This is a genomic window from Pseudomonas sp. EA_65y_Pfl2_P74 (assembly GCF_963970575.1).
Lineage (GTDB): Bacteria > Pseudomonadota > Gammaproteobacteria > Pseudomonadales > Pseudomonadaceae > Aquipseudomonas > Aquipseudomonas baetica_A.
In genome coordinates this window covers 23961-45537 of the sequence record NZ_CAXAOQ010000034.1, presented here as the reverse complement: position 1 = coordinate 45537, position 21577 = coordinate 23961, and the positions used below count along the sequence as shown (strand labels likewise).

Below are 21577 nucleotides of genomic sequence, written 5' to 3'. Positions count from 1 at the left end.
GTCGGTTGATTTGCCCTGTGCGGCGCACGGATCGCCCCGCACATCACACGCCATGGAGGGAATTTTCATGCCGCAACGAGGCTTCAGCCTGATTGAACTGCTTATGGGACTGGCGATTGGCGCAATTGTTCTGCTGCTGGTCAGTCCGGCGTTTGCCACGCTCAGGGAGTCAAACCATCGGGATCAGGCCGCACAGTCGTTGCTCGACGGCATCCGCAATGCCCGCACAATGGCGATCACACGCAATCAAAGCGTGGTAATCCATGGCATCAATGGCGACTGGAGTCAGGGCTGGCGGATCATTCTGGATATCAGCGGCAAGGGGCCGGAGGACAGCAGCAATCCGCTGCTGGTGGAGCGTGCGAGTGACGCGAAGGTGCCGATTGTCGGCAACTGGTTGGTGAGCCGTTATGTGCGCTTCAGCAGCCTGGGGCAACCGCTGATGCCCGGTCGAGCCTTTCAGGCTGGGACATTACACATCTGTTCGACTCGTGAGCCGGTCAGCCAGCGCCAGGTGGTGCTGGCGGCGACCGGTCGAGTGCGCCTGAGCAGCAAAAACGCTGAACAGGCGTTGTGTCAGAAAACAAATACGCTTAAATCGAACGTACGCGCAGCTCTTTAGGCATCGAGAACGTGATGTTCTCTTCGCGGCCCGCCAGCTCATCGGCACCGGTAGCGCCCCAGGCCTGCAACTGTTGGATCACGCCACGCACCAGCACTTCAGGTGCGGAAGCACCGGCGGTGATGCCAATGCGCTCGACGCCATCGAACCAGCTCTTTTGCAGGTCTTCGGCACCGTCGATCAGGTAGGCCGGAGTGGACATGCGTTCGGCCAGTTCACGCAGGCGGTTGGAGTTGGAGCTGTTCGGGCTGCCGACCACCAGGACCACGTCGCATTCGTCGGCCAGTTGCTTGACCGCGTCTTGTCGGTTTTGCGTGGCATAGCAGATGTCGTCCTTGCGCGGGCCACCGATGGCAGGGAAACGCGTGCGCAAAGCATCGATAACGCGGCTGGTATCGTCCATCGACAGCGTGGTCTGTGTGACGAACGCCAGTTTTTCCGGGTCATGTACCTGCAACTCGGCCACGTCTTTCTCGTCTTCGACGAGGTAGATTGCACCGCCATTGCTGGCATCGTACTGGCCCATGGTGCCTTCAACTTCCGGGTGACCGGCGTGGCCGATGAGGATGCATTCGCGACCGTCGCGGCTGTATTTGGCGACTTCGATATGCACCTTGGTGACCAACGGGCAGGTGGCGTCGAAGACTTTCAGGCCACGGCCAGCGGCTTCGGTACGCACGGCTTGCGAAACACCGTGGGCACTGAAGATCACGATGACATCATCCGGAACCTGATCCAGTTCTTCGACGAAAATGGCGCCACGGCTGCGCAAATCCTCAACGACGAATTTGTTGTGCACTACTTCATGACGCACGTAGATCGGCGGCCCGAAGACCTCCAGGGCGCGGTTGACGATTTCTATCGCCCGGTCCACGCCGGCGCAGAAGCCACGGGGGTTGGCGAGTTTGATTTGCATGCTGTGCCTCGTGTCTTGCGCGCGAAAAAACAGTGAATAACGACTGTGGGAGCGGGCTTGCTCGCGAATGCTGACTGACATTCAACCTATAAGTTGCCTGACACACCGCTTTGGCGAGCAAGCCCGCGCCCACATTTTTACAACGCCTTGACGCTGATGATTTCCACGTCAAAGGCCAGCGTCTTGCCCGCCAGCGGGTGATTGAAGTCGATGGTCACTTGCGCGTCGTCGAACTCTTTCACCACACCCGGCAGCTCAGTATTGGCCGCATCGTTGAAGATCACCAGCAAACCCGGCGACAGCTCCATATCAGCAAACTGCGAACGTGGGATGATCTGCACATTCTGCGGATTCGGTTGACCGAAAGCGTTCTCCGGCTCGACGCTCAGCGTACGCTTGTCCCCGGCCTTGAAGCCAAACAAAGCAGCCTCGAAACCCGGCAGCAGGTTGCCGTCGCCGACCTTGAAAGTCGCTGGGGCCTTATCGAAGGTGCTATCGACCGTGTCGCCGTTCTCCAGGCGCAATGCAAAGTGCAAGGTGACTTCCGTGTTCTGGCCGATGCGTTGCTCAGCCAATACCTGTTCAGTCATGAACGGTTTCTCCGGTTTTCTTGGTTTTGAACATGTCCAGTGCCAGCATCACCGCGCCAACGGAGATGGCGCTGTCGGCGAAGTTGAACGCCGGGAAGTACCAGCGGTTCTGCCAGTGCACCAGAATGAAGTCGATCACATGGCCCAGGGCAATGCGGTCATACAGATTGCCCAACGCACCACCCAGCACCAGCGCCAAAGCGATGGCCAACCAGGTTTCGTTGCGCCCCAGTCGCTTGAGCCAGACCACCAGCACCGCGCTGACCACGATCGCGATCAGGGCGAACAGCCAGCGCTGCCAGCCGGAACCGTCAGCGAGAAAGCTGAACGCAGCACCGGTGTTGTAAGCCAGGGTCCAGCTGAAGTAATCGGGAATGATCACGATCTGCTGGAACATTTCGAGCTTGTTTTCGAAGTAGAACTTGCTGGCCTGGTCAATGACCAGAACCAGCAAACTCAACCAGAGCCAGCTCAACCGTCCGAAACGGCCAACGGCATTAGGCATAGTGACGAACCTCGCCGGCGCCGCTGATGTTATCAACGCAGCGACCGCAGATTTCCGGATGCTCCGGGTTTACGCCAACGTCTTCGCGGCAGTGCCAGCAACGGGCGCACTTGGCGAAGGCCGATTTGACGATCTTCAGCTTCAGGCCGCTGACTTCGGTCGCTACCGCGTCGGCCGGAGCCTGGACAAACGGTGCAACGCTGGCGGTCGAAGTGATCAGGACAAAGCGCAGTTCGTTGCTCAGCTTGGCCAGATCGGCGCTCAAGGCGTCTTCGGCGAACAGCGTCACTTCGGCTTGCAGGTTGCCACCGACGGCTTTCGCCGCGCGCTGGATTTCCATTTCTTTGTTGACCGCGACCTTCACTTGCATGATGCGATCCCAGTACTCGCGACCCAGCTCGAAGCCTTCCGGCAGCTCGGTCAGACCTTCGTACCAGGTGTTGAGCATGACCGATTCGTTACGCTCGCCCGGCAGGTATTGCCACAGCTCGTCGGCGGTGAACGCCAGGATCGGTGCGATCCAGCGCACCAGCGCTTCGGAGATGTGGAACAACGCGGTTTGCGCCGAACGGCGGGCCTTGCTGTTGGCGCCAGTGGTGTACTGACGATCCTTGATGATGTCGAGGTAGAAACCACCCAACTCCTGCACGCAGAAGTTGTGGATCTTGGAGTAGACGTTCCAGAAACGGTACTCACCGTAGTGCTCTTGCAACTCGCGTTGCAGCAGCAGCGTGCGATCCACCGCCCAGCGATCCAGTGCCAGCATCTCTTCGGCCGGCAGCAGGTCGGTGGCCGGGTTGAAACCGGTCAGGTTCGAGAGCAGGAAGCGCGCGGTGTTACGGATACGCCGGTAGGCGTCCGCGCTGCGCTGCAGGATCTGCTCGGACACGGCCATCTCGCCGGAGTAGTCGGTCGAAGCGACCCACAGACGCATGATGTCGGCGCCCAGGGTGTCGTTGACTTTCTGCGGTGCGATCACGTTGCCCAAAGACTTGGACATTTTGCGGCCGGACTCGTCGACGGTGAAGCCGTGGGTCAGCAACTCGCGGTACGGCGCGTGGTTATCGATGGCACAACCGGTCAGCAGCGACGAGTGGAACCAGCCACGGTGCTGATCGGAACCTTCCAGGTACAGGTCGGCACGCGGGCCGGTCTCGTGCCCCATCGGGTGCGAACCGCGCAGAACGTGCCAGTGAGTGGTACCCGAATCGAACCAGACGTCGAGGGTGTCGCTGATCTTGTCGTACAGCGGCGCATCGTCGCCAAGCAGTTCGGCAGCGTCCATCTTGAACCAGGCTTCGATGCCTTCGACTTCAACGCGCTTGGCGACTTCTTCCATCAGTTCAACGGTGCGTGGGTGCAGCTCGCCGCTTTCCTTGTTGAGGAAGAACGGGATCGGCACGCCCCAGTTGCGCTGACGGGAGATGCACCAGTCCGGACGGTTGGCGATCATCGAGTGCAGACGCGCCTGGCCCCAGGCCGGGACGAACTGGGTGTCTTCGATGGCTTTGAGCGAGCGTACACGCAGGGTGTCGCCGCTGACCGGCTCTTTGTCCATGCCGATGAACCACTGCGCGGTGGCGCGGTAGATCAATGGAGTCTTGTGGCGCCAGCAGTGCATGTAGCTGTGCTCGATGACGGTGGTGTGCATCAGCGCACCGACTTCGGTCAGCTTCTCGACGATGGCCGGGTTGGCCTTCCAGATGAACTGGCCGCCGAAGAGTTCCAGCGACGGCACGTACACACCGTTGCTCTGCACGGGATTGAGGATGTCGTCGTTGACCATGCCGTACTTCTTGCAGGTCACGAAGTCGTCCACGCCGTAGGCCGGAGCGGAGTGAACCACGCCGGTGCCAGCGCCCAGTTCGACGTAGTCGGCCAGATATACCGGCGACAGACGGTCGTAGAACGGGTGACGGAAGTTGATCAGCTCCAGCTCTTTGCCGGTAGTGGTGGCGATGACCGAACCTTCAACGCCGTAGCGAGCCAGGCAGGCTTCAACCAGCTCTTCAGCCAGCACCAGCAGCTTGTCGCCGACATCGACCAGGGCGTAGTTGAATTCCGGGTGAACGTTCAGCGCCTGGTTGGCCGGGATGGTCCACGGGGTGGTGGTCCAGATCACGATCGAGGCTGGTTTGCTCAGCGACGGCAAACCAAACGCGGCAGCCAGTTTGGCTTCGTCAGCGATCGGGAAGGCAACGTCGATGGTCGAGGACTTCTTGTTTTCGTACTCGACTTCGGCTTCAGCCAGGGCCGAGCCGCAATCGAAGCACCAGTTCACAGGCTTGAGGCCCTTGAACACGAAGCCGCCCTTGACGATTTCGGCGAGGGCACGTATTTCACCGGCCTCGTTCTTGAAATCCATGGTTTTGTACGGGTTGGCGAAGTCGCCCAGCACGCCGAGGCGGATGAACTCGGACTTCTGCCCTTCGATCTGCTCGGTGGCGTAGGCACGGCACAGCTCGCGGGTCTTGTCCGCGCCCAGGTTCTTGCCGTGGGTCACTTCAACCTTGTGCTCGATCGGCAGGCCGTGGCAGTCCCAGCCCGGAACGTACGGCGCGTCGAAACCCGACAGGGTTTTCGAGCGGATGATCATGTCCTTGAGAATCTTGTTCAGTGCGTGACCGATGTGGATCGTGCCGTTGGCATACGGAGGGCCGTCGTGCAGAACGAACTTCGGACGATCCTTGCCAATCTCGCGCAACTTTCCGTACAGGCCAATACTGTCCCAGCGCTGCAGGATCTGCGGTTCGCGCTGTGGCAGGCCGGCCTTCATTGGGAAGGCGGTGTCCGGAAGGTTTAGCGTGGCTTTATAGTCGGTCATTTAAGGCTCTTCATTAGCGATGGGCGCTAGGTGCGGCTAGTGCACGGGCGGTGGCGACATCCGCATTGATCGCCGTTTTCAGCGCCTCCAGGGAGGCAAATCGCTGCTCTTCACGCAGCTTTTGGTGGAAAACCACCGTCAAACGCCGGTCATACAGATCGCCGGCAAAATCTAAAAGATGGACTTCAAGGTGGGCCTTGCCATCACCTTGCACCGTGGGCCGCACGCCGATATTGGCGACGCCGGGCCAGGTCTTGCCGTCGATATCCACATCCACCAGATACACCCCGGTAAACGGCACGCGACGACGCTTGAGTTGAATATTGGCAGTGGGCGTCCCCAGTTGCCGGGCCAGTTTCTGGCCATGCAGCACGCGACCGACGATGCGGTAAGGGCGGCCGAGCAAGCGTTCGGCCAGGGCAAAATCGGCGGCGGCCAATGCGTTGCGCACCTGAGTGCTGCTGACGCGAATGCCGTCCAGCTCGACGGTTTGTGCAGCTTCGACGCTAAAACCGTGGACCTGCCCGGCCTGCAACAGGAAATCGAAATCACCGAGGCGGTCGCAGCCGAAGCGGAAGTCATCACCGACCTCCAGATGCTGTACGCCGAGGCCGTCTACCAGAATGGTGTCGACGAACTCACTGGCGCTGAGCTTGCTCAGACGCTGGTTGAAGGCCAGGCATAACACCCGGTCAACACCTTCGGCCGCCAGCAGTTGCAGCTTGTCGCGTAGCCGGGCCAGACGCGCCGGCGCGGTCTCGGGCGCAAAAAATTCCCGTGGCTGCGGCTCGAAAATCACCACGCAGCTGGGTACGCCCAACTCGAGCGCACGCTCACGCAGTCGGGCCAGGATAGCCTGGTGACCACGGTGAACACCGTCAAAGTTGCCAATAGTGGCGACGCAGCCCCGATGCTGGGGGCGCAAGTTGTGGAGGCCTCGAACCAGCTGCATAACGCGCTTCTTGCTCATAAAGTGGTCGATTATAACCACACCCGACGGCCGACGACAGGCAACACCGTAACGCAAAGTGATCGAGCCGACAAAACTGCCGGCCCGTGCCCACTCATAAAGGGTAAAACCTCAGCTCAAGGCTTTGCGATTGAAGTCGCGCAGACGAAAACCGAGCAGCAGCAACATACCAAAATACGCAACTACGCCGGCTGCCACCAAGGCCCCCAGACGCAGGAAGCGTTCAAGCATGTGCCCCTGATCCCAGGCTGGCATGAAATGCATGCCAATCAACAACACCGCCGACATCACCGCCACCGCCACCACCAGTTTGAAGCCGAACCTGGCCCAGCCTGGCTGCGGCTGGTACATCTGCTGTTTGCGCAGTTGATAGAACAGCAACCCGGCATTCAGGCAGGCGCCGGCACTGATCGCCAACGCCAGGCCGGCGTGAGCCAACGGACCAATCAAAACAAGGTTGAACAGTTGCGTGACGATCAGCGTGAAAATTGCGATTTTCACCGGAGTGCGAATGTTCTGTTGCGCATAAAAACCCGGGGCCAGCACTTTGATCACGATGATCCCGAGCAGGCCCACCGAATAGGCAATCAACGCGCGCTGGGTCATTTCAGCATCAAAGCCACTGAACTGGCCGTACTGGAACAACGAAACGGTCAACGGCTCGGCGAGAATCCCCAGCGCCAGCGAGCACGGCAGCACCAGCACAAAGCACAGACGAAGCCCCCAGTCGAGAATCCGCGAATATTCGTGGCGATCCTTGCTGGCGTAGGTTTTGGCCAAGGTCGGCAGCAGGATGGTACCCAGCGCCACACCCAGCACGCCGGACGGCAACTCCATCAAACGGTCAGCGTAATACATCCACGACACCGAACCTGCGACCAGAAACGAGGCGAAGATCGTGTTGATGATCAGCGAAATCTGACTGACCGACACCCCCAGGATCGCCGGCAGCATCTGCTTCATCACTCGCCAGACGCCGGTATCGCGCAGATTCAGGCGCGGCAGGACCAACATGCCGATCTTCTTCAGGTGCGGCAGTTGATAAAGCAACTGCGCCAGACCGCCCACCAGCACCGCCCAGCCCAAGGCCATGACTGGCGGATCGAAGTATGGCGTCAGGAACAGCGCAAACACGATCATGCTGACGTTGAGCAGGGTCGGTACGAATGCCGGCACCGAGAAACGGTTCCAGGTATTGAGGATCGCACCAGCCAGCGAGGACAGGGAGATCAGCAATATGTAAGGAAAGGTCACCCGCAAAAGGTCGGAGGTCAGCTGGAATTTTTCCGGCGTGTCGGTAAAACCGGGAGCTGTCGCCCAGATCACCCACGGCGCGGCGATCATGCCCAGCGCCGTTACCAGCGCCAGCACCAAGGTCAGCAACCCCGACACGTAAGCAATAAAGGTGCGCGTCGCCTCCTCGCCTTTCTGGCTTTTGTATTCGGCCAGAATCGGCACAAAAGCCTGAGAGAACGCACCCTCCGCGAAGATTCGCCGAAGCAGATTAGGCAGCTTGAAGGCAATAAAGAAGGCGTCCGTCGCCATCCCGGCCCCGAATATACGGGCGATGAGCGTGTCACGGACGAACCCGAGAACCCGCGAAAGCATCGTGATAGAGCTGACGGCGGCCAACGATTTGAGCAGATTCATTGAGGGAATTTGTGCCTGTCGATAAACAGCAGGCGAACAATGCGCCTACTTGTGCGATACTCTGCGCCGCAACAGCACAGAGCCAAAGCTCGCGAGTTTACAGGTCAAGCGCCGGAAATAAATATCCCGCCTCTTTATACCTACCACTTAGCGGAACGTTTCAAGCGCCCTTGACAAGACATCTCTTCATCGGCATGATTCGCGGCCTATTTTGTTTGCTATTTCCTAAAAAGTCTTTCGAGGAGCTCGACGGTGGCCAACTCACCTTCCGCCAAAAAACGTGCAAAACAGGCTGAGAAGCGTCGCAGCCACAACGCCAGCCTGCGTTCCATGGTTCGTACCTACATCAAGAATGTAGTTAAAGCCATCGACGCAAAAGACGCTGAAAAAGCTCAAGCTGCATACGTTCTGGCTGTGCCAGTTATCGACCGTATGGCCGATAAAGGCATCATCCACAAGAACAAGGCTGCTCGTCATAAGAGCCGTCTGAATGGCCACGTCAAAGCACTGAAAACTGCTGCTTAATCGACGTAGTCATTAAAAAGCCGACCTTAGGGTCGGTTTTTTATTGCCTGTAATTTGATAAAGGCAGAAAAAATGTGGGAGCAGGCTTGTTCGCGAATGCAATCTGTCAGCTGACATACCCAGCAACTGACACGACATCTTCGTGAGCAAGCCCGCCCCCACATTTAGATTGACGCTTTTACTGCCCGGCCGGCATCCACGGCAAAATCGGGATCGCCGTCACCGCATTCTGCGGACTGCCCTCGATCAAGCGATCGCTATAGACCAGGTACACCAGCGTATTGCGCTTCTTATCGAGGAAACGCACCACTTGCATGGTTTTGAATACCAGCGAAGTGCGCTCCTTGAACACCTCTTCGCCATCCTTAAGCTCGCCCTTGAACTTGATCGAACCGACCTGACGACAAGCAATCGATGCCTCGGCACGATCTTCAGCCAGCCCCAAGCCACCCTTCACGCCACCCGTCTTGGCGCGCGAGAGGTAACAGGTCACACCCTCGACTTTCGGATCATCGAAAGCCTCGACCACGATCCGGTCGTTCGGACCGACAAACTTGAACACTGTCGACACCTGACCAATTTCTTCAGCCGAAGCCAGCAATGGCAACACCATCAACAGACCCAACAATCCTTTTGCTACGCGCATGAGTTTTCCTTACACCAAAATCAGATTGTCACGGTGAACCAGTTCAGGTTCAGCCATGTAACCGAGCAAACCGACAATCGCATCCGACGATTGACCGATGATTTTTTGCGCCTCCAGCGCACTGTAGTTGGCCAGGCCACGAGCGATCTCACGACCATCCGGCGCCACGCAAACCACCATTTCACCGCGCCGGAAACTCCCCTGCACCAGTTTCACACCCACCGGCAACAGACTCTTGTTACCCCGGGACAGCGCCGACACCGCACCATCATCCAACACCAACGTACCACGGGTTTGCAGGTGCCCTGCCAACCACTGCTTACGCGCCGCCAGCATGCCGCGCTCAGGCGACAACAACGTGCCGATACGCTCACCCGCCTTCAAGCGATCAAGCACACGCTCAAGACGCCCACCCACGATGATGGTGTGTGCGCCGGAACGAGCCGCCAGACGCGCCGCACGCAGCTTGGTTTGCATACCACCACGCCCAAGCGCGCCACCTGTACCGCCCGCCACCGCATCCAGGCCCGGATCATCGGCACGCGCCTCGTAAATCAACTGAGCATCGGGATTGTTGCGCGGATCAGCATCGAACATGCCATCGCGATCCGTCAGGATCACCAGCAGATCAGCCTCGACCAGGTTGGCCACCAACGCCGCCAGCGTGTCGTTGTCGCCAAAACGGATTTCATCAGTGACCACGGTGTCGTTCTCGTTGATCACCGGAATGACTTTCAGCTCGACCAGCGCACGCAAGGTGCTGCGGGCATTCAGATAGCGCTTGCGGTCAGAGAGGTCGTCGTGAGTCAGGAGAATCTGCGCGGTGTGCCGACCATGCTCGGCAAAGCTTGATTCCCAAGCCTGCACCAAGCCCATCTGACCGATTGCCGCCGCAGCCTGAAGCTCGTGCATCGCACTGGGTCGTGCGGTCCAGCCCAGACGGCTCATGCCGGCCGCCACCGCCCCGGAAGACACCAGCACCAACTCGACACCCGCCTCATGCAGGGCCACCATCTGCTCGACCCAGACACTCATTGCCGCGCGATCCAGCCCTTTGCCATCAGCTGTCAGCAAAGCGCTGCCGATCTTCACGACCCAACGCTGCGCACCTGTCACCTTGCTCCGCATCATCTTCAACCTTAGCTTGAGGACAGCGCGACCTGGCACTGCCCGTGACGTTAATCGTGGCTATTGGTGACCAACGATCGATTTCCAGATACTAAAACGCCGCTCGATTGAGCGGCGCTTAAGTTTACTGCAACGAATCAGTCACGCACGTAAATGATTTCCGGACCGTCTTCGTCATCCACGTCTTCTTCATCCCAATCATCGTCGCCGATGTCGTGGACCGACTTCACGCCACTGCGACGCAGGGCACGCTTGTCATCCAGCGCCTGCAACTGCGCGCGGGCTTCGTCTTCAATGCGCTGATCGAGATCGGCCAGTTCTTCCTTGTAAGACGGGTCGGCAGCAAGGCGATCGGCACGATCTTCCATGTAACGCATGATGTCGTGGCACAGACGCTCCGTACCGATCTTGGCAATTGCCGAGATCACGTAGACCGGACCTGTCCACTCCAGACGATCAACGATCTCCTTGACGCGAGCATCGTGCTCCTCCTCAAGGATCTGGTCGCACTTGTTCAGCACCAACCAACGGTCACGCTCAGCCAGGGACGGACTGAACTTGATCAGCTCATTGACGATGACCTCAGCCGCATCCGGCGCACTGGTGTCATCCAGCGGCGCCATGTCCACGAGGTGCAGCAACAGACGCGTACGCGCCAAGTGCTTGAGGAAGCGAATCCCCAGGCCGGCACCGTCGGAAGCGCCTTCGATCAAGCCCGGGATGTCGGCAATGACGAAGCTCTTCCAGCGATCGACGCTGACCACACCCAGGTTCGGGACCAACGTGGTGAACGGGTAATCGGCGACCTTCGGCTTGGCGGCCGAAACCGAACGGATAAAGGTACTTTTACCGGCATTCGGCAAGCCCAGCAGACCTACGTCGGCCAACACTTTCATTTCCAGCTTCAGGTCGCGCTGCTCGCCCGGCTTGCCCGGCGTGGTCTGGCGCGGCGCACGGTTGGTACTGGATTTGAAACGGGTATTGCCCAGACCGTGCCAACCGCCCTGCACGACCATCAACTTCTGGCCAGCCTTGGTCAGGTCACCAATGACCTCCTGAGTCCCGGAGTCGATCACGGTCGTACCGACCGGAACACGCAGGATCAGGTCTTCACCCTTTTTGCCGGTGCAGTCGGTGCTGCCACCATTGGAGCCACGCTCAGCATCGAAATGCCGGGTGTAACGGTAGTCCACCAGGGTGTTGAGGTTTTCGTCGGCCATCATGTAGATGGAACCACCATCACCACCATCACCACCGTTCGGACCACCGTTCTCGATGAACTTTTCCCGACGGAAACTCATGGCGCCATTACCGCCATCACCAGCCTTTACGCGAATCGATACTTCATCAACAAACTTCATAACCAACGCCTCTCGCCGTACGGACGAGCCGAAAAACAATCAAGACATAAGACTCTTGCAAAAATGAGCGCAGCGACCCCAAAACACGACCTGCTTCGCACGCCGACAGCCCATACAAACAGCTTTGCAAGAGACTCACCCCACAAACGAAAAAGCCCCGTCGCAAGACAGGGCTCTTCCAGCGATCTCGCGATTAGGCCGCGATTACGCTCACGTAACGACGACCGAAGGCGCCTTTTACTTCAAACTTGATCACGCCTTCGATTTTGGCGAAGAGGGTGTGATCTTTACCCATGCCAACGCCGTAACCGGCGTGGAATTGGGTGCCGCGCTGACGCACGATGATGTTGCCGGCCTTGATGACCTGGCCGCCATACATCTTCACGCCAAGGCGTTTGGCTTCTGAGTCGCGACCGTTACGGGTACTACCACCAGCTTTTTTGTGTGCCATGAGTTCAATTCTCCTAGTGAGGAATTAGGCTGTAATTAAGCCTGAATACCGGTGATTTTGATCTCGGTGAACCACTGGCGGTGGCCCATACGCTTCATGTGGTGCTTACGGCGACGGAACTTGATGATGCGGACTTTATCGTGACGACCTTGGGAGATCACTTCAGCCTTGACGGTTGCGCCAGCAACAACAGGTGCGCCGATGTTCACGTCGTCGCCATTGGCGACCAGCAGAACGCGGTCAAAAGTCACGGACTCGCCAGTAGCGATTTCCAGTTTTTCGATCTTCAGGTATTCACCCTCAGCGACCTTGTATTGCTTACCGCCGGTAACGATTACTGCGTACATGGTATTTCTCCGATAATCCTGCTCACCCAGCTCTTTATAAGAAGAGGTATTGGCTGGCATGGCTGCATGGGGCTGGAACGGCCCAAGTGCAATTGCGTAAGGCAGGTGCTGCCCAGGAAGTTCAGGGTGCGCGATTGTACGCAAGCTACCGCGGTCATGCAAGTAGCCGTCCATCGTGCCTTGACAGGTCTGGATGGGGGTCCTAGCATGCCGCGCAACCCTTCTGGAGCGACTCTCGCTGATGCAACCCCAAGCTTTCTACCGCGCGGTGGCGGACGATTTTAGCGCCGTCGACGGCATCATCAAGAAGCAGCTGACTTCCCGAGTACCGCTGGTATCGAAAATCGGCGACTACATCACGTCGGCCGGCGGCAAACGTCTGCGTCCTTTATTGGTGTTGCTGTGTGGCAAGGCACTGGGTCGCGAAGGCGACGATATGCGTCTACTGGCCGCCACCATCGAATTCCTGCACACCGCCACCCTGCTGCATGACGACGTCGTCGACATGTCCGGCATGCGCCGCGGCCGCTCAACCGCCAACGCCATGTGGGGCAATGCTCCGAGCGTGCTGGTCGGCGACTTCCTGTACTCGCGCTCGTTCGAAATGATGGTTGAACTGGGCTCGATGCCAGTGATGAAGATCCTGTCCCAGGCCACCCGCATCATCGCCGAAGGCGAAGTGTTGCAGCTGTCCAAGGTGCGCGACGCCAGCACCACCGAAGAAACCTACATGGAAGTCATTCGCGGCAAAACCGCAATGCTCTTCGAAGCCTCGACCCACAGCGCCGCCGCGCTGGCCGGTGCCAGCGCCGGGCAGAGCGAAGCCCTGCGCACCTTCGGTGATCATCTGGGCGTGGCATTCCAACTGGTCGACGACTTGCTCGATTACAAGGGTGATGCTGAAACCCTGGGCAAGAACGTCGGTGACGATCTGGCCGAAGGCAAGCCGACCCTGCCGCTGATCTACACCATGCGTGAAGGCACGCCCGAGCAGGCTGCACTGGTGCGTCAGGCGATCCAGAAAGGCGGAATCGAAGATCTGGAAAGCATCCGCGCGGCCGTGCAAGCTTCCGGCTCGCTGGAGTACACCGCGCAACTGGCCCGCGATTACGTGGCCCGCGCGATCAAGTGCCTCGATGCACTGCCCGCCAGCGAATACCGCGACGCACTGGTTGAACTGAGCGAGTTTGCGGTCGCCCGCACACACTGATCGCCACGTAATCAAAGAGCCGCAGCCTTCCTTCGAAGCCTGCGGCTTTTTGTTGTCTGCCCTATCTCGGTTAAAACCCTATACAATGTGCGACTTTTAGCGAACCACATCCCTCAAGGAGCCTTAGTGAGCACGTTGCCACCCTGCCCGAAATGCAATTCCGAATACACCTACGAAGACGGCACTCAACTGGTTTGCCCCGAGTGCGCCCATGAATGGTCGGCCAGCGGCGATACCGAAGTGGCCTCTGATGATGCCGTGAAGAAAGATTCGGTCGGCAACGTCCTGCAGGACGGCGACACCATCACCGTGATCAAGGACTTGAAGGTCAAGGGCACCTCGCTGGTGGTCAAGGTCGGCACCAAGGTCAAGAACATCCGCCTGTGCGATGGCGACCATGACATCGACTGCAAGATCGACGGCATTGGCCCGATGAAGCTCAAATCCGAGTTCGTCAGAAAAGTCTGAATCCGCTGTCATCCATCCCGCGCCAGCCGTGGGATGGAGTCTCTCCCTCCCCGCCCTGCCCCAATCAATCCAAGCAATAGCCATACGCCAGCCGTTTTGACCTTACACAACCTTTACCCGGAAAAAACCAGAAACAGCCAATAGCCCCTTGCTATTTGACGAATAAGAATTATTCTCATTGAAACCCTTCAAGGAGATTAGAACCATGACTTATTTGATCGACGCTTGGCTGGATCGCCCACATCCGTACCTCAGAATCCTGCATCGGGAAACCGGTGAAGTCTGTGCAGTGCTTGAGGAGGAAGCCCTGCATGAGTTGCAGGATCAGGGGGATTTGGATGTCAGCAGCCTGAACTCCAGCGAGCCGCTGGTATTAAAGGAGCTGGTGCGTAATCTGTTCCTGTTCTGCTACGCCCGGGCCTTGCGCCCGACCGGTGAGATGCACAACAAGATTGAAGTATGAAACGCGATAAAACCGTGGGAGCGAGCTTGCCCGCGAAAATGGAGTCTCAGGCAACACCAGGTGTGACTCAAAGAACGCCTTCGCGAGCAGGCCCGCTCCCACATTAGCTTGTCATAAGGACAGGCCAGGTCTTACAGAACGTCCAGCAGCTCGACGTCGAATACCAGAACGCTGTGCGGCGGGATGCTGCCAACGCCTTGAGCGCCGTAAGCCAGTTCGCTCGGCACGTACAGACGCCATTTGCTGCCGGCATTCATCAGTTGCAGGGCCTCGGTCCAACCAGCGATCACGCCGCCGACCGGGAATTCGGCTGGCTGACCACGCTCGTAGGAGCTGTCGAACACAGTGCCGTCGATCAGCGTGCCGTGGTAGTGCGTACGCACTTGATCTTCACGGGATGGCTTGGCGCCTTCACCCTGAGTCAGTACTTCGAATTGCAGGCCGGAAGCCAGAGTGGTGATGCCGTCGCGCTTGGCGTTTTCAGCCAGGAACGCCAGGCCTTCGCCAGCAGCCGCTTCAGCTTTTGCAGCCGCTTCGGCTTGCATGATTTCGCGGATCACCTTGAAGCTGGCGGACATTTCTTCCTGACCCACACGGCTTGGCTTACCGGCGAAAGCGTCGGTCAGACCGGCCAGGATGGCATCCAGGCTAACGCCCGGTGGCGGGTTGTCACGCAACTGGTCACCCAACTGACGGCCGATGCCGTAGCTGACGCGGGTTTCGTCGGTGGACAGATTTACTTCGGACATGACACTGCTCCGCTGTGCGGACGGCCACAAGACTTGCCGTGCGTGCACAGCGCGTCCCGGCGCGCCCGGAACCAAAAGGGCGAGCAGACTAGCACAGATGCTCAGGCGATGGGACGCAGTGCCTACAGGACCGAGCGCCAGGCGATCGGCACCTTGAGGCTTTCCTCGCCACTGGCGCCAAGGCCACACATTTCATCGTGTACCGAGGTGTGGACGAGGTTGAACGGCAACACCGGGAAGTTATGCAACATATCCCGCGCATGCTCCACCGATCGCAGCGTCAACAGGTTGCCCTTGAGATCACTTAACGGATACGCCGCCCCATGCATCCGTGCTTCGAGCAGATAGATTCCGCCCTCCATGGAAATCAGGTTCAGTTCATCGACCTTCCTGGCGATAGCAAACGCATTCAACTCTTGCAGGTTCATGAACACACCTCACGCAATGGCGAGCCGGGATCTATACAGGGATAGGCCCACGCGCATCAAAGCACAAGCCACAAACGACACCGCCCGTCTGTTTCGCAACAGACGGGCGGTGTTTTGCAGCGCTCAAACCTTGATCAGTGTTTGGTGACCTTGTCGAGGTAGCCCATGGCGAACGCCGAGACGACAAACGTCATGTGGATGATCACGTACCACATCAGATGTTCGGGATCGACGTTCTTGGCGTCCATGAAGATCCGTAGCAAGTGGATCGAGGAAATCGCCACGATCGAGGCTGCCACTTTCATCTTCAACGAGGAAGAGTCCATGGTTCCCAGCCAACTGAGCTTTTCCTTGCCTTCGTCGATGTCCAGTTCAGAGACGAAGTTCTCGTAGCCGGAAATCATCACCATCACCAAGAGGCCGCCCACCAGCGCCATGTCGATCAGCGACAGCAGCACCAGTATCAGCTCCGACTCGGCCATCGAGAACACGTTGGGCAGGATATGGATGACTTCCTGGAAAAATTTCAACGCCAAGGCCAGCAGCCCGAGGGACAACCCGATATAGATCGGCGCCAGCAGCCAGCGCGAGGCGTACATTGCGTTTTCGATAAAGCGTTCCATTGAATCTCACACAAGGGGCTGGAAAATGGCGGCGAGTATACCAGCCACCGAGGACAGCCAGAAACTGCCCGCAAGTCCGGCACCTGCGTGTGTGTGCCAAAGTTTTTCTGCTAGTGTCCAAGCCAATGACAGCCCCGTGACAGTGGACAGGACGCGTGGAAATGGATGTGCGATTGCCGATAACGATTGCCGGAATGTGCCTTGTGCTATTGATGAGCGGTTGCTCGCCCGGCGACAAGAAGCACGCAGTCAGCCTTGAGGAAAAGACGGCAACGTTCGAACAGGCACTCGACGCCATCACTGATCCGAAGCTCAAGGACGCCGTCACCGAGCTCGGCGGCTCGCTGCTGTTGCTTGAACGGGCACAGCTCAAACTCGAAGGCAATCCACTGCGCACCGAATATGGCGAGGACGCCCTCGGCGTGCTCAAGCACTACCCGACCCCGCAGGCGCTGGTCGATACCTTCATCAGTGGCCTGTTCGTGCTGCACAAGGACGCGAGCTCCGATTACCTCACCGACCTGCAGCCAGTATTCCCGTTCAACCTCAACATTCCCGGCGGCTTCCTGTTTCCCCATCGTGTGGAATGGCAATCGGTGACGTTGAGCAACAAACGCGTCATCCCCTACCAGCCCGAGTGGTCGGAAACCGATCCCGGTATTCAGCTCAGCCCGTCCAGTTCCAACGTCACCAACCCCGATGACCTGACCGTAACCTACCCGTTCATCGAAGGTCTGGATGTGGACAAGAAAAGTCAGCCGCAACCGGTGAGCCTGCAGGGCAAGGTTGAAGTCATCGCGCCGCGACGCTTGTACAGCTTCGACCTGACGCAAAAGGACGTCGGCCAGACTCGCACCAACGACAACCTGAGCGTCAAACTGCTGAAGCTTGGAAAGAACTACGCCGAAGTCGAATTCAGCAACAACCTGCCCTTGCCAGCGCAAGTCGCCGATTCGCAACTCAATCCTTTGATCGTTCAGGCCCGCGACGCCACCGGGCAATACCTGGTGCGCGCCGGTTCAATCAATGAAAGTCCGGAACAAGTAGCCTTCTACGAAAAACAACTGGCGCACCTGCAACAACAGAAAACCTGGAGCGACGCGCTGGAAAAGCAACTCAGCGCCCATCAGCAAGCCTTCGAGCAACAACACCCGCAGCGCTATAACAAGGTCTATTTCAATGGCCCGATCGAGACGCTGGAGGTCAGCGCGCTGGACTTCTCATCCGCCACCGTCACCCGCCAGTCGCTCGATCTCCCCATTCGCGCCTTTCATCAGCACACCACGGACAAAGCCATCAAGCCGCTGGATCTGCCAGTGGTGGTGTATGACGATCTGGCCGAGAACTGGCTCAAGGGCGCGAGCCTGACTGAAGAACAGTTGAAAGCCGGCATCCGTGTCCACCAATCCGTGGAAGACCCGAGCGCCGCGCGCATCGAGTTTTCCCATCGCCGCACCTTCAACGACGAGTTGCTCGGCGACGACTTCAACCCCGGCGACAGCCCGGTGACGTTCTTCACCGAGAAACACAACGGCAAACTCGATGAGCCGATCGAACTGCCGCCCGAGGCCTATCAGGTCGATCCGCTGCGAGCGACGATCACTTACGATCTGAATCTGTTCCCGCAAACCCCAGCGATCGCCGTAGGCTCGATGCCGTTGTTCCTGGCAACGGTGGCCAAGCAAGCGTACGACGCCAAGTCCTTGCCCAAGGGGCTGGAGATCAAGAACAACATGCTGGTGGTAGACCTGAAACAGTTTCCGGCCAACGAATGGCGCTTCTTCGTCAAGGACGACAGCGGCAACTATCTCAAGCAGATTCTCTCGGTCAGCCACGATGCGAGCGCAGAGGGCCCGGCGTTGTTCGGCGTGCATTACTTCTATGGCCGCCCAACCCACGTGGAAACCTATCAGCGAACTGACCTCACCACCCTGCAATACGGCTTCGAGGTCAAACTCGACCCAGCACAGTTGACCGACCCTGCGCTCTAACTGTTGAGACTTCGTCCGCGCCCCCCGTTGATCTGCCGAAGCTGGGCTTGCAGGTGCAGGCTCCAGATCTGCGGATCGTCGGCCAGCTCATAGCCGTGCAGCGTCAGACTTTCGACGATGGTGTCGAGGATCGACTCGGCGGCGACTGGCCCGTGGAACGGGCCTTGGGCTTTGATAGCGGAAGGTTGTTCACCGGCCATGCCGGCAGCGAAGAGCAGCGTCCACATGCCGGTATCGCCGGCCAACGGTTTGATGACACATTCGATACGGGTCACGAGACCCAGGCATTGACGGGTGAGGCAGAGGTTGCGCGACATGGCGGCGACCCTCGGTGAAGCCGGTATTCAGCCCTCACGGGAGGACTGGCTCGATCCAGTGATACTGTCGATATCCTTGAGCTGAGAATAGAAGAAAAGTTCGCCGCGCAAGCCGCACGAAACCAAAATGCGCCGAATGGTCATTGTGTGAATATTGGCGCCAGAGTAGTGGCGCTTTCTATTGGCTGCACCCTGAAAAATATGGGAAGGGGCTTGCTCCCGAAGGCAGTGTGTCAGGCAACAGATTCGTTGGCTGATACTGCGCCTCCGGGAGCAAGCCCCCTCCCATTGTTTTGATGCCGTTGCAGTTTTTGACCTGGTTAAGGTTTACGCCGGTTTGGCTTCTACCAACGCCTCTTGCGCCAGTTCCTTCTCAGCCTCCTTCAAATCCTCTTCGCTGATCATCTCGGCAATCACCCGCAGACGCTCAACCACCCGCGCATTGACGCTGCCTTCAGGGAACTGACCGTCTGCATCCGGTTCACCGGCCGGCTCGCCGACCAGCAGGCTCAGCGCCTCGTCGGCCTGACGCACCGCGTAAACGTGGAACTGCCCGGCGCGCACCGCCGCCAGTACTTTTTCGTCGAGCATCAAGGTGGCGACGTTGGCCTGGGGAATGATCGCGCCCTGCTCGCCGGTCAGCCCGCGTGCCTCGCAGAGGCGGAAGAAGCCTTCGATCTTCTCGTTGACCCCACCGACCGCTTGCACTTCGCCGAACTGGTTGATGGAGCCGGTGATCGCAAAGCATTGCTTGAGCGGTGTTTTCGACAGCGCCGAAATCAACGTACAGGCCTCGCCCAACGAAGCACTGTCGCCATCGACGTAACCGTAGGACTGCTCCAGCGCGATGCTCGCGGAAATCGCCAACGGGAATTCCTGCGCATAACGGCTGCCCAGATAGCCGGTGAGGATCATCACGCCCTTGGAGTGAATCGGCTGGCCGAGGTTGACCTCGCGCTCGATGTCGACGATCCCGCTGCCGCCCGGATACACCGTGGCGGAAATCCGCGCCGGCACACCGAACGCCGAGTCGCCGACTTCCAGCACGGTCAAACCGTTACACTTGCCGACCGCCGCCCCGTCGGTGTCGATCAGGATGATCCCGGCGAGCATGTCGTCGAGAATTCGCGCCGACACACGCCCGGTGCGAGTGGCCTTGGCTTTCAGCGCACGCTCGATATGCCCGGCATCGGTCATTTCATCGCCGGCCAGATGACGGATGAAATCCGCCTCGCTGACCAACTGGAACAAATCACCGATTCGCGCCGACAAACGCCCCTGATGCTCGGCCAGACGGGCGCTGTACGTCGCCAGACGCGCGACCGCATCGGCGGTCAAAGGCGCCATGCCTTCTTCAGAAGTGCGGGTTTTGAGCAACTGGGCGAATTGCTCCAGGCTCTCGTCGACCATCGGAATGTCTTCGTCGAAGTCGACCAGGACGCGGAACATCTCCTGAAAGTCCGGATCGAGGTCTTGCAGCGTGTAATACAGCGAACGTGCGCCGATGATGATGACTTTGACCTGCAACGGAATGTGCTGCGGGTTGAGGGTCACGGTGGCGAAGCGGCCCATCTCGCCCAAAGGCGATTCCATTTTCAGCTTGCGCGATTGCAGAGCGCGCTTGAGCGCATCCCACACGAATGGCTCGCTGAGCATTTTTTCCGCTTCAAGAATCAGGAAGCCGCCATTGGCACGGTGCAGCGCGCCTGGACGCAACTGGCGATAAGTGGTGTAGAGCGCGCCCTGATCGGTGGTGTATTCGATACGACCGAACAGGTTTTCGTAAGTCGGGTGCGGTTCGAATACCACTGGCGCGCCGCCGCTGGCCGGATGCCCGACCACCAGACTCGGTGCGTATTGCTCCTCCAGCAGTTTGCGCGCAACGGCGTCAGTCTTGCTGTCATCGACCAGTTGCTCGACCACGGTTTTGAGCAGGTACACCTGCATCGCTTGCAGGTAACCGCAGACGGCGGCGTTCTCCGCGTATTTTTCCGACAGCGGCGACAACAGCGGCTGCAAGGCCAGGGTGATGGTTTCTTCGTTGAGCTGACGCAGCTGGTTGTTCGACTCACGCTTCCACTGCGGCAGGCTGGCGAGTTCTTCGTTCAGGCGTTCTTCGAGACCGGAGATGTCATCGTGAAAACGTTCGCGATCGGCTTCCGGCAATTGCGAAAACTCAGCCTCATCCAGCGCCTTGCCGTCGAGCATCGGCGTGAAGGCGATGTTGCTGCTGTCGCGGTACAGGGCGACGTCTTTTTCCAGAGCCAGTCGCTCGATGATGTCGAGGGCCTTGTCGTAGCGCTGGTTGAAAGCCCGGTCGATGGCGCTTTTCTTTTGCTGGTAGGACGGATGCTCGAACACGGCCGGGAAGGTCGCCAGCAGGTTGTCGATCAAGCCGTTGATGTCACCGATAAACGAGCCGGCCGTACCCGATGGCAGTTCCAGAACGCGAGGCTCGCGAGGCTCGTCGAAATTATTGACATAGACCCAGTCCGCCGGGGTCTGCAGGCGTTTGCCTTCGGCTTTCAGGTAGCGTTTGACGAACGAGAAACGACCGGTGCCGGGCTCGCCCATCACGAATACGTTGTAACCGGGGCGTGGCATGGCCACACCGAACTGCAAGGCTTCGACCGCACGTTCCTGGCCGAGCACACCGCGAAAGGGCTCCAGATCATTGGTGGTAGTGAAGCTGAACTGTTCAGCGGAAAACGGACGGGTCAGCGCTTCGGGCGCTATACGCAGGCTGGCAGCAACAGGATCAGGCATCGGGCTTCCTTAACAATCAGGCGGGGC

22 protein-coding genes are annotated in these 21577 nt (G+C 58.8%); 6 read left to right on the top strand and 16 right to left on the bottom strand.

What is annotated here, in order from left to right; translation table 11 throughout:
- The first annotated feature begins 67 nt into the window (after positions 1-67).
- Complete coding sequence (locus AACY18_RS23690; protein ID WP_339466271.1) at positions 68-622, top strand: GspH/FimT family pseudopilin; 555 nt, start codon at positions 68-70, stop codon at positions 620-622.
- Here AACY18_RS23690 and ispH read toward each other — a convergent pair.
- The 6 genes from ispH to murJ all read right to left on the bottom strand — a co-directional run bounded on the left by ispH (position 594) and on the right by murJ (position 8077).
- Positions 594-1538: a 4-hydroxy-3-methylbut-2-enyl diphosphate reductase gene (gene ispH, locus AACY18_RS23685; RefSeq protein ID WP_221730097.1), complete on the bottom strand. Its 945-nt coding sequence runs from the start codon at positions 1536-1538 to the stop codon at positions 594-596. The genes AACY18_RS23690 and ispH overlap by 29 nt on opposite strands.
- A 137-nt stretch (positions 1539-1675) precedes the next feature.
- Positions 1676-2113, bottom strand: a complete 438-nt coding sequence (gene fkpB / locus AACY18_RS23680) for an FKBP-type peptidyl-prolyl cis-trans isomerase (protein ID WP_339432818.1) — start codon at positions 2111-2113, stop codon at positions 1676-1678.
- Positions 2114-2120: 7 nt separating this feature from the next.
- Positions 2121-2633: a signal peptidase II gene (gene lspA / locus AACY18_RS23675; protein WP_221730098.1), complete on the bottom strand. Its 513-nt coding sequence runs from the start codon at positions 2631-2633 to the stop codon at positions 2121-2123.
- Positions 2626-5457, bottom strand: coding sequence for an isoleucine--tRNA ligase (ileS, locus tag AACY18_RS23670; RefSeq protein WP_339466270.1), 2832 nt, complete (start codon positions 5455-5457; stop codon positions 2626-2628). Before ileS ends, lspA begins: the two co-directional genes overlap by 8 nt.
- Before the next feature lie 13 nt (positions 5458-5470).
- A complete protein-coding gene (gene ribF / locus AACY18_RS23665; RefSeq protein WP_339432768.1) occupies positions 5471-6409 on the bottom strand; it encodes a bifunctional riboflavin kinase/FAD synthetase in 939 nt (312 codons plus the stop codon).
- 129 nt (positions 6410-6538) lie between these two features.
- Positions 6539-8077 (bottom strand): murein biosynthesis integral membrane protein MurJ, encoded by a 1539-nt coding sequence (gene murJ, locus AACY18_RS23660; protein WP_339432767.1) that lies wholly within the window; start codon positions 8075-8077, stop codon positions 6539-6541.
- Between the two features lie 252 nt (positions 8078-8329).
- On the opposite strand from murJ, the gene rpsT reads away from it, so the two are divergent.
- Positions 8330-8602 (top strand): 30S ribosomal protein S20, encoded by a 273-nt coding sequence (rpsT, locus tag AACY18_RS23655; RefSeq protein WP_166216506.1) that lies wholly within the window; start codon positions 8330-8332, stop codon positions 8600-8602.
- A gap of 178 nt (positions 8603-8780) precedes the next feature.
- Here rpsT and AACY18_RS23650 read toward each other — a convergent pair whose 3' ends face one another.
- The 5 genes from AACY18_RS23650 to rplU form a co-directional block, all read right to left on the bottom strand.
- Positions 8781-9248 carry a CreA family protein gene (locus AACY18_RS23650; protein WP_221730102.1) on the bottom strand — a complete coding sequence of 156 codons (468 nt, stop codon included), beginning with the start codon at positions 9246-9248 and terminating at the stop codon, positions 8781-8783.
- A gap of 9 nt (positions 9249-9257) precedes the next feature.
- Positions 9258-10376, bottom strand: coding sequence for a glutamate 5-kinase (proB, locus tag AACY18_RS23645; RefSeq protein ID WP_339432817.1), 1119 nt, complete (start codon positions 10374-10376; stop codon positions 9258-9260).
- Between the two features lie 137 nt (positions 10377-10513).
- Positions 10514-11737 (bottom strand): Obg family GTPase CgtA, encoded by a 1224-nt coding sequence (cgtA, locus tag AACY18_RS23640; RefSeq protein ID WP_339432766.1) that lies wholly within the window; start codon positions 11735-11737, stop codon positions 10514-10516.
- Positions 11738-11930: 193 nt separating this feature from the next.
- Positions 11931-12188, bottom strand: coding sequence for a 50S ribosomal protein L27 (gene rpmA / locus AACY18_RS23635; RefSeq protein WP_016773121.1), 258 nt, complete (start codon positions 12186-12188; stop codon positions 11931-11933).
- Between the two features lie 35 nt (positions 12189-12223).
- The gene (gene rplU / locus AACY18_RS23630; RefSeq protein ID WP_007924746.1) at positions 12224-12535 is read right to left on the bottom strand and encodes a 50S ribosomal protein L21; all 312 of its coding nucleotides are present in this window, start codon (positions 12533-12535) and stop codon (positions 12224-12226) included.
- Positions 12536-12776: 241 nt separating this feature from the next.
- Here rplU and AACY18_RS23625 point away from each other — a divergent pair, with 241 nt between their 5' ends.
- From AACY18_RS23625 to AACY18_RS23615, 3 genes are all read left to right on the top strand, one after another.
- Complete coding sequence (locus AACY18_RS23625) at positions 12777-13745, top strand: polyprenyl synthetase family protein (protein WP_339432765.1); 969 nt, start codon at positions 12777-12779, stop codon at positions 13743-13745.
- Positions 13746-13871: 126 nt separating this feature from the next.
- Positions 13872-14213: a zinc ribbon domain-containing protein YjdM gene (locus AACY18_RS23620; RefSeq protein WP_339432764.1), complete on the top strand. Its 342-nt coding sequence runs from the start codon at positions 13872-13874 to the stop codon at positions 14211-14213.
- A gap of 205 nt (positions 14214-14418) precedes the next feature.
- Positions 14419-14676, top strand: a complete 258-nt coding sequence (locus tag AACY18_RS23615) for a PA4570 family protein (RefSeq protein WP_221730106.1) — start codon at positions 14419-14421, stop codon at positions 14674-14676.
- A 131-nt stretch (positions 14677-14807) separates the two neighbouring features.
- On the opposite strand, the gene AACY18_RS23610 is transcribed toward AACY18_RS23615, so the two are convergent.
- The 3 genes from AACY18_RS23610 to AACY18_RS23600 form a co-directional block, all read right to left on the bottom strand.
- On the bottom strand, positions 14808-15425 hold the full coding sequence (locus AACY18_RS23610; RefSeq protein WP_221730107.1) for an FKBP-type peptidyl-prolyl cis-trans isomerase: 618 nt from the start codon (positions 15423-15425) through the stop codon (positions 14808-14810).
- Positions 15426-15547: 122 nt separating this feature from the next.
- Positions 15548-15853, bottom strand: coding sequence for a DUF6482 family protein (locus tag AACY18_RS23605; protein ID WP_339432763.1), 306 nt, complete (start codon positions 15851-15853; stop codon positions 15548-15550).
- Positions 15854-15987: 134 nt separating this feature from the next.
- On the bottom strand, positions 15988-16476 hold the full coding sequence (locus AACY18_RS23600) for a TIGR00645 family protein (RefSeq protein ID WP_339432762.1): 489 nt from the start codon (positions 16474-16476) through the stop codon (positions 15988-15990).
- Positions 16477-16637: 161 nt separating this feature from the next.
- Here AACY18_RS23600 and AACY18_RS23595 point away from each other — a divergent pair, with 161 nt between their 5' ends.
- Entirely contained in the window at positions 16638-18467 is a 1830-nt protein-coding gene (locus AACY18_RS23595) for a hypothetical protein (protein ID WP_339466269.1), read from the top strand.
- On the opposite strand, the gene AACY18_RS23590 is transcribed toward AACY18_RS23595, so the two are convergent.
- Both AACY18_RS23590 and AACY18_RS23585 read right to left on the bottom strand, forming a co-directional pair.
- A complete protein-coding gene (locus tag AACY18_RS23590) occupies positions 18464-18784 on the bottom strand; it encodes a PA4575 family protein (RefSeq protein WP_339432761.1) in 321 nt (106 codons plus the stop codon). The genes AACY18_RS23595 and AACY18_RS23590 overlap by 4 nt on opposite strands.
- Before the next feature lie 327 nt (positions 18785-19111).
- Positions 19112-21550 (bottom strand): Lon protease family protein, encoded by a 2439-nt coding sequence (locus tag AACY18_RS23585; RefSeq protein WP_339432760.1) that lies wholly within the window; start codon positions 21548-21550, stop codon positions 19112-19114.
- Between the last annotated feature and the right edge of the window lie 27 nt (positions 21551-21577).

What these genes read in the sequence shown, in the direction of transcription:
- AACY18_RS23650 (WP_221730102.1), bottom strand. Translation starts at nt 9,248, where the DNA reads ATGCGCGTAGCAAAAGGATTGTTGGGTCTGTTGATGGTGTTGCCATTG.
- cgtA (WP_339432766.1), bottom strand. Translation starts at nt 11,737, where the DNA reads ATGAAGTTTGTTGATGAAGTATCGATTCGCGTAAAGGCTGGTGATGGC.
- ribF (WP_339432768.1), bottom strand. Translation starts at nt 6,409, where the DNA reads ATGCAGCTGGTTCGAGGCCTCCACAACTTGCGCCCCCAGCATCGGGGC.
- AACY18_RS23615 (WP_221730106.1), top strand. Translation starts at nt 14,419, where the DNA reads ATGACTTATTTGATCGACGCTTGGCTGGATCGCCCACATCCGTACCTC.
- AACY18_RS23605 (WP_339432763.1), bottom strand. Translation starts at nt 15,853, where the DNA reads ATGAACCTGCAAGAGTTGAATGCGTTTGCTATCGCCAGGAAGGTCGAT.
- AACY18_RS23585 (WP_339432760.1), bottom strand. Translation starts at nt 21,550, where the DNA reads ATGCCTGATCCTGTTGCTGCCAGCCTGCGTATAGCGCCCGAAGCGCTG.
- AACY18_RS23590 (WP_339432761.1), bottom strand. Translation starts at nt 18,784, where the DNA reads ATGTCGCGCAACCTCTGCCTCACCCGTCAATGCCTGGGTCTCGTGACC.
- rplU (WP_007924746.1), bottom strand. Translation starts at nt 12,535, where the DNA reads ATGTACGCAGTAATCGTTACCGGCGGTAAGCAATACAAGGTCGCTGAG.
- ispH (WP_221730097.1), bottom strand. Translation starts at nt 1,538, where the DNA reads ATGCAAATCAAACTCGCCAACCCCCGTGGCTTCTGCGCCGGCGTGGAC.
- lspA (WP_221730098.1), bottom strand. Translation starts at nt 2,633, where the DNA reads ATGCCTAATGCCGTTGGCCGTTTCGGACGGTTGAGCTGGCTCTGGTTG.
- AACY18_RS23690 (WP_339466271.1), top strand. Translation starts at nt 68, where the DNA reads ATGCCGCAACGAGGCTTCAGCCTGATTGAACTGCTTATGGGACTGGCG.
- AACY18_RS23625 (WP_339432765.1), top strand. Translation starts at nt 12,777, where the DNA reads ATGCAACCCCAAGCTTTCTACCGCGCGGTGGCGGACGATTTTAGCGCC.
- murJ (WP_339432767.1), bottom strand. Translation starts at nt 8,077, where the DNA reads ATGAATCTGCTCAAATCGTTGGCCGCCGTCAGCTCTATCACGATGCTT.
- AACY18_RS23610 (WP_221730107.1), bottom strand. Translation starts at nt 15,425, where the DNA reads ATGTCCGAAGTAAATCTGTCCACCGACGAAACCCGCGTCAGCTACGGC.
- ileS (WP_339466270.1), bottom strand. Translation starts at nt 5,457, where the DNA reads ATGACCGACTATAAAGCCACGCTAAACCTTCCGGACACCGCCTTCCCA.
- AACY18_RS23600 (WP_339432762.1), bottom strand. Translation starts at nt 16,476, where the DNA reads ATGGAACGCTTTATCGAAAACGCAATGTACGCCTCGCGCTGGCTGCTG.
- AACY18_RS23595 (WP_339466269.1), top strand. Translation starts at nt 16,638, where the DNA reads ATGGATGTGCGATTGCCGATAACGATTGCCGGAATGTGCCTTGTGCTA.
- rpmA (WP_016773121.1), bottom strand. Translation starts at nt 12,188, where the DNA reads ATGGCACACAAAAAAGCTGGTGGTAGTACCCGTAACGGTCGCGACTCA.
- proB (WP_339432817.1), bottom strand. Translation starts at nt 10,376, where the DNA reads ATGCGGAGCAAGGTGACAGGTGCGCAGCGTTGGGTCGTGAAGATCGGC.